Genomic DNA, 11077 nt, shown 5'->3' with positions numbered 1-11077 from the left:
CCCGCCCCCGGCGCCGTACGCGCAGCCGGGACACTACGCGCAGCCCGGCTACGCCCAGCCGGCCTGGGGTCATGGCGGCCACGGCGGCCACGGCGGCCACCACAAGCACGGCGGCTTCGCCCGGATGCTGTTCTCCACCTGACCGCTGTTCACCTGACCGCGCCCCCGGGATGCGGCCCGATCTGACGCGCCCCTCCCGGAGTGCTCAGGCAGGGCGGGGAGCCAGGAAGCGCCGCACGTCCGCAGCCTCGTCGCGCAGCGCCGCGGCGACCGCCGGCCCCCAGGTCGGCGGGTCGGTGAACGGCGCCAGCTCGACGCGGCCGGCGGGCATCGACCAGGTCCCCGCCGCCTGCCCGTCGACGAGGATCACGGGCCGGAAGATGCCGTTGCTGGTGACGACCCGCCCGGTCGCGCCGACCCAGTCCCGCCCGTACCAGCCGTGCAGGACGGGGTCGAACGGTCCGAGCAGGCGCGGCGGCGGCAGGCCCGGCCCCGGGCCCTCGCCGCGAGGCCGGTCGAGCCGGCCGTTCGGCCGCGTCACCAGGTCTGCGGCGACGGCGGCGAGGCCCCGGCGGGCGTCGCGCAGCGGCAGGCCCACCCAGCGGGCCAGGTCGCGATCGTCGGCCGGGCCATGCCCGACGAGATAGCGACGGGCCAGTTCGGCGAGGGCGCCCTCCCGGTCGAACGCCCGCGGCGGTGGGCCGAGCCAGTCGCGGACCAGCACGTAGGCCTGCTCGCCGGCGACGACGGGTCCGCGCACGACGAGGCCCCGTACAGAGGCGACGATGAGCAGGTAGATCATGGCCTGTCCGGCCGTGGGAACCCCGGCCGCGTCGACCCGTTCCCGCAGTTCAGCGCGCGACAGGGGGCCTTCGTCGGTGAGGGCGCGTTCGATCCGGACGACGCCCCGCTCGGCGGCGTCCGGCGAGACGCCCTCCTGTGCCAGCCGGCGCCGGATCTGCGCGGCCATGGCCGGCGCGGTCAGCTCCCGCAGCCACCAGTAATCCTCGGTCCGCACGAGGTGCAGGGTGCCGCGGTTGAGCCAGGTGACGACCAACGATCGGTCGGCGGACAGCGCCCGGTCGACGTCGGCGGCGTGCAACGCGCGGCTGCGGGACCGGATCGTCAGCCGCAGGCCGCGGGGGTCCTGGGCCTGCACGGCGAGCAGACGCCCGACGACGTCGACGGGATCCCGGGCCGGTGGCCCGGTCAGCCCCTGAGCCGCCAGCCGAGCCGTGACGAGGCCGTCGCCGTCCGCTGCCTGTGCCGTTGTCATCCGACCAGCCTGGCAGCTGGCCGGTCGACAAGGTCACGGCGGTACCCGGTGGTGTTGACTGGTACGCATGCCACTCACCGGAGAGTACGAGCCGAGTACCCAGCAGTGGGTCCGTGACCAGGTCGAGGAATATGAAGGCTCCGGCGGTACGCGGGGCACGGTCTTCGGCGACCTGCCGGTCATCATCCTGACCACCCGCGGGGCGAAGTCCGGCAAGATCCGCAAGACGCCGCTGATGCGGGTCGAGCACGACGGCGCCTACGCGGCGGTCGCCTCCCTCGGCGGCGCGCCCAAGCACCCCGTCTGGTACTACAACATCATCGGCGACCCGCACGTCGAGCTTCAGGACGGCCCGATCCGGCGCGACTACGTCGCCCGCGAGGTCACGGGCGACGAGAAGGCCCGGTGGTGGGAGTACGCCGTGGCCGCGTTCCCGAACTACGCCGACTACCAGCGCAAGACCGAGCGCGAGATCCCGGTCTTCGTGCTCGAACCCACCGCGGACTGACCCGTCCCCGCCGGTCGGCGCACCCGGCGGCTCACGGCGTACGACCACGCCGAGACGCGCCCGGCCGGCGGAACCAGCGGGGCCGGGCGGCTTTCGACCCGCCCCGCGATCCCCGCGCCGCCGGGAGCGCAGACGGCTCCGTCGCCACCGGCGGGAGCTGCGTCGGCGCGCCCAGCAGGTAGGCCAGCGATACCGCCGCGATGCTCTGCGCCGTCAGCATGGCAACCAGGATGATCACCTGGAGCCGGGCGGCGGTGGCCGGGGACGCACCGCCGAGCAGCGCGCCGACGAACGTCCCTGGCAGCGAGACAAGCCCGACGGTGCGGGTCTGGTCGAGCGGTGGGACGAGCGCCTCGGCCACACTGTCCCGGGCGATGTCGACGACGGCCCGGCGCGGCGTCGCACCGAGCGCCAGCCACGCCTCCACCTCGTCGCGGCGGCGGCGCAGCCCGTCGGCGAGCCGGCGTCCCGTCAGTGTGCAGGCCGTCATCGTCCCGCCGACGACGCTGCCGGCGAGGGCGACGAGGTTGCGGACGTTGGCCTCCACCGCGCCGGCGGCGAACACCACGCCCAGGGCCACCGACGCCCCCAGCAGGCAGGACACGCCGACCCGGCGGACCGCCGCCGGGAAGCCGACCAGCCGCCGCGATGCCGTCCCCACGGCCGCCACCAGCATGACGGCGAGCACCCCCGCCGCGGTCGCCGGCGCGGCGAACACCCCCCGCAGCGCGAGGCCGATCAGCGCGAGCTGGGCCACCGCCCGGGCCGAGGCGGTCAGCACATCCCGGCGCCGCGGCACCCGCGCCCAGGTCAGGCAGGCCACCGCCGCCGCGAGCAGCAGCGCAAGCCCCACGACGAGCCGCAGGTTCGCCTCGACGTCCACGACGGCCCCTCTCCGCGTCCCGGACGTCGTTCGGTTCTAGATCGCATCATCGTCCAGCGTTGACGTCCTCCCTGGCCTGAAGGCCAGGGATTCCCGCACCTCGCGATACGGGTTCCTGCTTCACCAACAGATGCCTCCCCGCTCTAGGAGCGGGGTGGTCTCACTCCGTCTCCACAGGCAGCAACCGCGAGCCCCGCGGCCAGAATATTGATCGCCGCATTCACATCCCGGTCGTGGTGCGCGCCGCAACGGCACGTCCACTCCCGAATGTTCAACGGCAGCTTCGCCACAATCAACCCGCACGCCGAACAGGTCTTGCTGCTCGGGTAGAACCGGTCGACTGCGATAACGGTGCGGCCATACCAGGCCGCCTTGTACTCCAGCATCCGCCGCAGCTCCGACCATGCTGCGTCGGAAATCGACCGTGCGAGAGAATGGTTGCGGACCATGTTGCGGACCGCCAGGTCCTCGATGACCACCGTTTGGTTTTCGCGGATGATCCTCGTGGACAACGTGTGCAGATAATCCCGGCGCCGGTCGGCGATCCGACCATGGATCCGGGCGACCCTCGCGCGGGCCTTCGCCCGATTCGCCGAGCCGCGTGCCTTGCGGGATAGCTCCTGCCGGGCGCGGGCGAGCCGTTTCCGGTCCCGCTTCTCGTGCTTCGGATTGACGATCTTCTCGCCGGTCGACAGGGCAAGCAGGCTGGTGATGCCCGCGTCGATCCCCACCTGTGCAGCCGAGACCGGCAGGGTAGTAGCGGTGTCCTCGACCAGGATCGACAGGTGATACTGGCCGCGGCTGTTCCGTGACACCGTCACCTGCGACGGCACCGCACCGTCGGGCAGCGGGCGGGACCAGACGATGTCCAGCGGCTGGTCCTGCTTCGCCAGTTTCAGCATGCCGTCCCGGTAGGTGAAGCAGTTCCGGAAGTAGGTCGCCGAGTCGACCGTCCTGCCCTTCTTTTTGAAGGTCGGGTACCTGGCCCGTTTCTCCCAGAAGTTCACATACGCGGTTTGCAGGTGCCGCAGTGTGGCTTGCAACGGGCCTTTTGACGGCTCGGCCAACCACAGCGTCTCCGGGTCCCGCTTCCACCCGGTGAGCATCCTGTCGGTCTCGGCCTGGGTGACCCGGTGCTGTTGCTGGAACCATGCCCGGTGCCGTTCGGCGAGCGCCCGGTTGTAGACGTAGCGCACGCAGCCAAACGTTTTCGCGAGCTGGTCGGCTTGGTCGGGGGGCGGGTAGAAGCGGTAGCGGTATGCCCGCTTCACCACTTTCGACCCCACGAGTGACAGCATAGCATTCTTGCCTGTCACACTGCCGTTGACGCACTATCCCCACCCTGAAGGACGGGGCCTGCGCGCTACGTCTCACGGTCACAAGGAGCCGAGCAACTCGACCGTGCGGGCCCACTCCGCCGCCCCGGCGATCTGCAGGTTGGCCAGCAGGTGCGTCGCGCCCGCGGCGGCGAGCCGGCCGAGTTCCCGCTCGACCTGCCGCTCGTCGCCGATGATCGCCACCTCCGCCGGGGAGCCGACGCCCTCCCGGTCCAGCATCGCCCGGTAGGACGGGATGGTCCCGAACAGCGCCAGCGTCTCGGCGGCACGCTCGCGCACCTCGTCCGGATGGTCGGTGACGCAGACGGGCAGGCCCACGACGATCTCGGGGGCGGCCCGGCCCGCGGCGGCGCGGGTGATCGCCGGGACGATGTGCTCGCCGATAGTCCGCGCCCCCGCCAGCCAGGTCACGGTGCCGTCCGCCACCTCACCGGCGACGCGCAGCATGGCCGGGCCGAGCGCGGCGAGCAGGACCGGCGGCGGCGTGGCCCCGGGCACGCGGGCGGACACGCCGCCGGTGACCGCGGTGACGGTCTCACCGCGGACGTCGGCGGTGCCCTCGCGCAGCAGCGGGAGCAGCGCCGCCAGGTACTCCCGCAGGCGCAGCGCCGGCCGGTCGAACGGCAGCCCATACCGTTGCTCCACGGATGCGCGGTGCCCGACGCCGAGGCCGAGGCGCAGCCGGCCGCCAATCGCCGCCTGGGTGGTCTGCACCTGGCTGGACATCGCGATCGGATGCCGCGCGGGGACGATCGTGACGGCGGTGCCCAGCGTGATGGCCGGGATCTCCCGGCCGATCAGGGCGAGCGCGGTCAGCGCGTCGAGACCATAGCCCTGCCCCAGCCACAGCGACGCCAGGCCGGCGTCGGCCGCCCGGCGGGCGCGCCCCATGAGGTCGTCGACGGCGTTGGGGACGTCCGGAGCGGACAGTTCAAGGGCCAGACCAATCGGGATCATGACGGAAAGATAGTTCGATAATCCCGAACTATCAAACTGTCTGGCGTCTGCCGCATATGCTGACGCCGTGCGACGCCCGCCCCATCCGGCCACCGCGGATCTCGACCTGGCGGTGATCCTGCACGCGCTGGGCGACCCGGTCCGGCTGGAGATCGTCCGCCGCCTGCGATCCCAGCCAGACGTCACCTGCGCTCCGGCGGGCATGGACATCCCGAAGTCGACGCTGTCGAACCACTGGCGGATCCTGCGCGAGGCCGGCCTGACCTCGACGACCGTCGATGGCCGCCAGCGGCGGATGCGGCTGCGCGCCGCCGACGTCGACAGCCGCTTCCCCGGCCTGCTCGACGCCCTCACCGCCCTCACCGCCCGCGACGACCGCACCGCCCTGACCGGCCAGGGCGCGATGGATCGGTTACTGGCCGGTGCCGGCGACGGTCACTGGGTCGAGCTCACGGCACTGTTCGCCCCGGACGCGGTCGTGGAGTTCCCCCTCGCCGATCCGGGCGGCCCGTTGCCACGCCGGCTACGGGGGCGCGCCGAGATCGCCAACCGGCTACGGGCCCTCAGCGAGCTCGGGTTGCACGTTGACGCCCGCAATGCCCGGATGCATGTCGCCCGACACGGGAGCACCGACACCGAGAACACCGGGAGTCGGAGCATCGTGACCGAATGCACGCTTCTCGGCCGTCTCCCGGCCGGCCCGGCCTGGCCTCCCCTGCCGGCGGCGCTGGTCACCGACTTCCGGGATGGGCTCGTCGCGGCCGTGCGCGGCTATCTCCCCGGCGGACTGTCGGCACCGGAGGCAACGGTAGGACCGGCATCGCGTTCAACGGAACCCGTCCCGGCCCCGGCCCCGGCCATCAATGATCTTCTTCGCTGATCCGAATCGTTCCCGTAACCCCAGGTAGTCGCCCGTCAACCCTGCCGGCACCGCACGACCGCCATCGCTCACCCTGCCGGTTTTCGGCCAGATTGCGGCCAGATTGCGGCCAGATCGTGCCGAGGCTTAGTCGCGGTTTGTAGGTCGAAAGCCGCGACTACACCTCGGCATGATTCCGCGTCCACATGATCACAGAAAGACACGAAGGAAGTGGCGGCCGGTGGGCACACCGAACCCCTGGCCATCCGGTGGGATATGCCGCTGGGGCCATCCCGTCCGACACGCTCGGCGACAACCTTCTACCATCCGTCGTAGACAGGAATGAGGGTGACCGCGCGGCAATACGCGCGGCGAGATCGGAAAGGGCGGCGGGATGCTTGCGGACGGCGGCGCGGGGCGCCACCGATGATCGACGGACTGGCGGCCGCGTCCATCGCCTGCGCGCTCGTGGCCGGGGCGGCCTGCCTGCTGCAGACCTGGCGCGATCGGGCGGTCGGGGTGGGGCTGCTGGCCGCCGCCGGGGTCGTCGAAGCCGTCCTGCTCGCCCAGGTGATCTCCGCGATCGTGATCGTGGCCGGCGGCTCGCACGCCGACCAGCCGACGAACTTCGTGCTGTACCTGGTCGCCTCGGTCGTGGCACTGCCCGTCGGGGTGTGGTGGTCGCTGGGTGACCGCTCCCGCTGGGGCAGCGGAGTGCTGGGCGTCGCGTTCCTCGCCGTCGCCATCATCGTGGTCCGGTTGGGCCAGGTCTGGGAGAACACGGGTGGATGAGACAGCTCAGGTGAAGGAGACGGCGAACCGCGGCGCCTCGCCGACGGCAGGCGGGCCGGGGCGAATCCTCGTCACGGTCTACGCAATCTTCGCGGTGGCCGCCTGCTCGCGGTCGATCGTCCAGATCTCCACCGAGTTCGGCCACGCCCGGGTGGCCTACCTGCTTTCGGCGTTCGCGGCCGTCGTCTACGTCGTCGCGACGGTGGCGCTGGCCCGTCCCGGCACGGCCTGGCATCGGGTCGCCGTCGCCGCCTGCGCGACCGAGCTGGCCGGCGTGCTCGCCGTGGGGACTGCGAGCGTCGTGGATTCGGCGGCGTTCCCCGACCAGGCGGTGTGGTCGAACTACGGCAGCGGCTACCTTTTCATCCCGGTAATCCTGCCGATCGTCGGCCTGACCTGGCTACGCAGGACCGCGGCGCGGGCGCGGATCACCGATCGGCCAGCCCGGGAGTCGACGAACCCCTGACCGGACGTCTGCCGGGACCGTCATCCCCCGGCCCGGCCATCTCGTAGGTTCGCGGTATGCACACCCTTACCCGGGACGAGGCCGTGACGCGCGCGAACCTGGTGCGCGTCGACGGGTACGACATCGAGCTGGACCTGACGGCGGCCCGCACGTCGACGGAGTTCAGCTCGACGACCAGGGTGCGCTTCAGTCTTCGCGAACCGGCAGCGACCCCGGCCCCGAGCGAGGGCGAGCCGGCGACGTTCGCCGAGGTCAAGCCGGTGACCACGCATCTGGTGCAGCTCAACGACCGACCCCTGGACCCGGCGGCGCTCGACGGCAACCGGCTCCCCCTCACCGACCTCGGCCCGTCGAACGAGCTCACGGTGACGGCGACGATGCGCTACTCGAACACGGGTGAGGGACTGCACCGGTTCACCGATCCCGAGGACGGCGAGGTGTACCTGTACGCCCAGACGTTCCTCGACGACGCCCAGCGGATGTTCGCCTGCTTCGACCAGCCCGACCTCAAGGCACCGGTGCGGCTGACGGTCCTGGCACCCCCCGACTGGGTGGTGCGGGCCAACGGGGCGGGCCGGCAGACCGCCCCGGGCCGCTGGGAGTTCACCGAGACCCCGCCACTGGCCACCTACTTCGTGACGGTGGTCGCGGGGCCCTACCACGTCATCGAGGACAGCCACGACGGCATCCCGCTCGGCCTGCTCTGCCGCCGCTCGCTCGCGCCCTACCTGGACGCCGACGCCGCGGAGATCTTCGACGTCACCCGGGCGTGCCTCGACCGCTACCACGAGCTGTTCGCCGACCGTTACCCCTTTGGCACCTACGACCAGGCGTTCGTCCCCGAGTTCAACGCCGGGGCGATGGAGAACCCGGGCTGCGTGACCTTCCGCGACGAATTCGTGTACCGCTCGGCGGTCACCGACACCGAACGCGAGCTGCGCGCCGTCGTCATCGCCCACGAGATGGCGCACATGTGGTTCGGCGACCTGGTCACCATGCGCTGGTGGGACGACCTGTGGCTGAACGAGTCGTTCGCCGAGTACATGGGCTACCGGGTGACCGCCGAGGCGACCCGGTTCACCGAAGCCTGGACCAGTTTCGCCGTCGGCCGCAAGAGCTGGGGTTATGCCGCCGACCAGCGGCCCTCCACCCACCCGGTCGCCCCGCCGGACGTCACGGACACCGCGCTCGCGCTGCTGAACTTTGACGGGATCTCCTACGCCAAGGGCGCCTCCGTGCTGCGCCAGCTCGTCGCCTGGGTGGGTGACGAGGCGTTCCTGACGGGGCTGCGCGCCTACTTCACCCGCAACGCCTACGGCAACGCCACCCTGGCAGACCTGCTGGCCGCACTGACCGAGGCGAGCGGGCGCGACCTCACCGGCTGGGCCGAGCTGTGGCTGCGCCGGGAGCAGGTCAACACCCTGCGCCCGCAGGTCACCGTCGACACCCACGGCCGCTACCAGCAGGTCGCGGTCGTCCAGACGGCGCCGCAGGCCTACCCGACGCTGCGCCCGCACCGTCTCGGCATCGGCATCTACGGCGCCGCGGACGGCAGCGCCGGCGGCGCGGCACCGATCGAGCTGTTGCGCCGGGTCGAGGTCGACGTCGACCCGGCCGCGGCGGACGGGCGGACCGCGGTCACCGCGCTGGCCGGCGCCGAGGCCGGCCGGCTGCTGCTGGTCAACGACGGCGACCTGACCTACGCGAAGGTGCGGTTCACCCCCGACGATCTCGCGGCCCTGCCGGTCGTGCTGCCCCGGATGGCCGACCCGCTGGCCCGCGCGGTGATCTGGGCCGCGGCGGCCGACGCGACCCGTGACGCGCAGTGGCCCGCGGCCGACTACCTGGCGCTCGCCGCCTCCGCGCTGCCGTCGGAGACCCAGCTCGCCGTCTTCGAGGACGCCCTGCGCTTCGCTCGGGCCACCGCGCTCAACCGTTACCTCGCCCCGTCCGCCCGGCCGGCCGCGGGCGAACGGCTGCACGCCGCCTGCCTGCGGACGCTGACGGACGCCGCCCCGGGCAGCGGCCGCCAGTTGTCCGCCGCGCGCGGCGTCATCGGGTGCAGCGGACCGGACGAGGTCGACGGGCTCGCCGCCTGGCTCGCCGGGAAGGGCGTGCCCACCGGGCTGCTCATCGACCCGGAGCTGCGCTGGACGCTGCTGCACCGGCTGGTCGTGCTCGGCCGGGCCGGCGAGGCGGAGATCGCCGCGGAGGGCCGGCGTGACCGCAGCGCCCGCGCCGCCGAACACGCGGCACGGGCCCGCGCGGCCATCGCGGACGCCGCGGCGAAGGCCCGCGCCTGGGAGATGATCGTGGCCGACGACAGCGCGTCCGCACGGCTGATCGGGGCGACCGCCGAGGGCTTCTGGCAGCCCGAGCAGGACGACCTCACAGCCGCGTACGTGTCCCGCTACTTCGAGCAGATGCCGGCGATGACCGCCCGGCGCACCCCGCACGCCGCCCGCCAGATCGCCACCTTCGCCTACCCGCAGTACGCCGTGTCCACCGGGACGCTGCGGGACGCCGACGCCCTGCTCGACCGGGGCGGCCTCGACCCGGTGCTGCGCCGGGTCATCGTCGACGCGACCGACGAGCTACGCCGCGCCGTCCGCGCGGTCCGCGCCTGACCCGGCCGGGGCGATAAGCGGACCCGGAAGGTCCGCACCGAATTTGTCATCCCGCCGACGATCGCCAGCGCGAACCGAATTCCTCGGGCATAGTTGCCGCAGAAACGATCGTTCGCGGGATGGGGGCGGCATGACAGTCGGCGCACAGGCGCCCAAACAATCGACCGGCCGGGGCGTGACGACGGCCGGCGTTCTTCTGCTTGGCGCCGTTGTCGCCGTGTCGATGGGCGTGTATGCAAAAGTCCACGACCCCGTCGGCCGGCCCGTGTTCACCCTCGGTTTTTCCGGAATGCTGCCGATGAAGGCGTGGCTGACGACGGCCGCCGCCCTTCTGCTGATCGTCCAGCTCGTCACCGCGCTGTGGATGTGGGGCCGGCTGCCCGGCGCGGGTCCGGCCCCCTCCTGGGCCGGTCCGCTGCACCGATGGAGCGGCACGGCCGCGTTCGTCCTGACCCTGCCGGTCGCCTTCCACTGCATCTGGGCGCTCGGTTTCGCCGACACCGACGCCCGCGTTCTGTTGCACAGCGTCGTCGGCTGCCTCTTCTACGGCGCCTATGCGGCGAAAATGCTCGGCCTGCGGGTGCGCGGCCTGCCCGGCTGGTCGCTACCGGTGCTGGGTTCCACGGTTCTGACGTCACTCGTCGTGCTCTGGTTGAGCGCCTCGCTGTGGTTCTTCACCCAGTCCGGAATTCCCCATGTCTGAGCCGACGCTCCCCGGCCCGATATCGAGGAAGAAAAAATGACCCCGGAAGCGCCGACCCGGCGGACCATCGTTCCCGGAATCGCGGTGACCGTGGCCGCCGGGGCGGTCGGCTATGTCGTGGCAGACCACAGTGACGCGGCGAAGTCGTCGTCCGGCCGGTCCGGTGATTACGGCCGGACATCGGCCGCCGCCGGCGGTTCCGGAAGCTCAGCCGGCTCAGCCGGCTCAGCCGGCTCAGGCGGCTCAGGCGGCTCAGGCGGCTCGGAAAGCTCCGACGCTTCGGGCGGTTCGGGCTCGGGCGCGGGCGGTTCAGGGGGCAAGGGGGCGCCGCTGGCCCGGGTCGGCGACGTGCCGGCGGATGGCGGGCTCATCCTCGAGGACGCCGGCATCGTCCTGACCAGGGACGCCGCCGGTTCGGTCCAGGGCTTCTCGAACGTCTGCACCCACCAGGGCTGCTCAGTGAACGCGGTGTCGAAGGGCCGGATCCGCTGCCCCTGCCACGGCAGCGCCTTCGACACCCGCACCGGGCAACCCGTCGCCGGCCCGGCGAAGGCGCCCCTGCCCACCGTCGCGGTGACCGTCCGCGGCGACGAGATCTTCCCCGCCTGACCACCCCAGTCGGATCAGCCACGACCGACCAGCCGCACCAACCCGCCCGCCGATCTGCCC

At 72.3% G+C, this 11077-nt stretch carries 11 protein-coding genes; 7 read left to right on the top strand and 4 right to left on the bottom strand.

The window, feature by feature from the left end; genetic code table 11:
* Positions 1-205: 205 nt before the first annotated feature.
* A complete protein-coding gene (locus tag NBZ83_RS24465; RefSeq protein ID WP_261570674.1) occupies positions 206-1276 on the bottom strand; it encodes a winged helix DNA-binding domain-containing protein in 1071 nt (356 codons plus the stop codon).
* A gap of 67 nt (positions 1277-1343) precedes the next feature.
* Between NBZ83_RS24465 and NBZ83_RS24460 the strand changes: the two genes are divergently transcribed.
* Positions 1344-1784: a nitroreductase family deazaflavin-dependent oxidoreductase gene (locus tag NBZ83_RS24460; protein ID WP_261570673.1), complete on the top strand. Its 441-nt coding sequence runs from the start codon at positions 1344-1346 to the stop codon at positions 1782-1784.
* A gap of 31 nt (positions 1785-1815) precedes the next feature.
* Here the strand turns inward: NBZ83_RS24460 and NBZ83_RS24455 are convergent, their stop codons facing one another.
* From NBZ83_RS24455 to NBZ83_RS24445, 3 genes are all read right to left on the bottom strand, one after another.
* A complete protein-coding gene (locus NBZ83_RS24455) occupies positions 1816-2667 on the bottom strand; it encodes an ABC transporter permease (RefSeq protein ID WP_261570672.1) in 852 nt (283 codons plus the stop codon).
* A 143-nt stretch (positions 2668-2810) separates the two neighbouring features.
* Positions 2811-3965, bottom strand: a complete 1155-nt coding sequence (locus tag NBZ83_RS24450) for an RNA-guided endonuclease InsQ/TnpB family protein (protein WP_261570671.1) — start codon at positions 3963-3965, stop codon at positions 2811-2813.
* Positions 3966-4043: 78 nt separating this feature from the next.
* On the bottom strand, positions 4044-4961 hold the full coding sequence (locus tag NBZ83_RS24445; RefSeq protein WP_261575877.1) for an LLM class F420-dependent oxidoreductase: 918 nt from the start codon (positions 4959-4961) through the stop codon (positions 4044-4046).
* Positions 4962-5028: 67 nt separating this feature from the next.
* On the opposite strand from NBZ83_RS24445, the gene NBZ83_RS24440 reads away from it, so the two are divergent.
* The 6 genes from NBZ83_RS24440 (at position 5029) to NBZ83_RS24415 (ending at position 11017) form a co-directional block, all read left to right on the top strand.
* The gene (locus NBZ83_RS24440) at positions 5029-5841 is read left to right on the top strand and encodes a helix-turn-helix domain-containing protein (RefSeq protein WP_261570669.1); all 813 of its coding nucleotides are present in this window, start codon (positions 5029-5031) and stop codon (positions 5839-5841) included.
* A gap of 405 nt (positions 5842-6246) precedes the next feature.
* The gene (locus NBZ83_RS24435) at positions 6247-6612 is read left to right on the top strand and encodes a hypothetical protein (RefSeq protein ID WP_261570668.1); all 366 of its coding nucleotides are present in this window, start codon (positions 6247-6249) and stop codon (positions 6610-6612) included.
* Positions 6605-7078 (top strand): hypothetical protein, encoded by a 474-nt coding sequence (locus tag NBZ83_RS24430; RefSeq protein WP_261570667.1) that lies wholly within the window; start codon positions 6605-6607, stop codon positions 7076-7078. The genes NBZ83_RS24435 and NBZ83_RS24430 overlap by 8 nt, the downstream gene beginning before the upstream one ends.
* Positions 7079-7134: 56 nt before the next feature.
* Positions 7135-9705 carry an aminopeptidase N gene (gene pepN, locus NBZ83_RS24425; protein WP_261570666.1) on the top strand — a complete coding sequence of 857 codons (2571 nt, stop codon included), beginning with the start codon at positions 7135-7137 and terminating at the stop codon, positions 9703-9705.
* Between the two features lie 130 nt (positions 9706-9835).
* On the top strand, positions 9836-10408 hold the full coding sequence (locus NBZ83_RS24420) for a DUF6529 family protein (protein ID WP_261575876.1): 573 nt from the start codon (positions 9836-9838) through the stop codon (positions 10406-10408).
* A 36-nt stretch (positions 10409-10444) separates the two neighbouring features.
* Positions 10445-11017: a Rieske (2Fe-2S) protein gene (locus NBZ83_RS24415; protein ID WP_261575875.1), complete on the top strand. Its 573-nt coding sequence runs from the start codon at positions 10445-10447 to the stop codon at positions 11015-11017.
* Positions 11018-11077: the final 60 nt, after the last annotated feature.

Origin of the sequence: Frankia gtarii (assembly GCF_025403375.1) — a bacterium.
GTDB lineage: Bacteria > Actinomycetota > Actinomycetes > Frankiales > Frankiaceae > Frankia > Frankia gtarii.
Note: the sequence above shows the minus strand (reverse complement) of the source record. Positions and strands in the feature narration are given on the sequence as shown.

Coding starts and splice junctions, on each gene's coding strand:
- NBZ83_RS24465 (WP_261570674.1), bottom strand. CDS start 1,276: ATGACAACGGCACAGGCAGCGGACGGCGACGGCCTCGTCACGGCTCGG.
- NBZ83_RS24420 (WP_261575876.1), top strand. CDS start 9,836: ATGACAGTCGGCGCACAGGCGCCCAAACAATCGACCGGCCGGGGCGTG.
- NBZ83_RS24460 (WP_261570673.1), top strand. CDS start 1,344: ATGCCACTCACCGGAGAGTACGAGCCGAGTACCCAGCAGTGGGTCCGT.
- pepN (WP_261570666.1), top strand. CDS start 7,135: ATGCACACCCTTACCCGGGACGAGGCCGTGACGCGCGCGAACCTGGTG.
- NBZ83_RS24450 (WP_261570671.1), bottom strand. CDS start 3,965: ATGCTGTCACTCGTGGGGTCGAAAGTGGTGAAGCGGGCATACCGCTAC.
- NBZ83_RS24415 (WP_261575875.1), top strand. CDS start 10,445: ATGACCCCGGAAGCGCCGACCCGGCGGACCATCGTTCCCGGAATCGCG.
- NBZ83_RS24435 (WP_261570668.1), top strand. CDS start 6,247: ATGATCGACGGACTGGCGGCCGCGTCCATCGCCTGCGCGCTCGTGGCC.
- NBZ83_RS24445 (WP_261575877.1), bottom strand. CDS start 4,961: ATGATCCCGATTGGTCTGGCCCTTGAACTGTCCGCTCCGGACGTCCCC.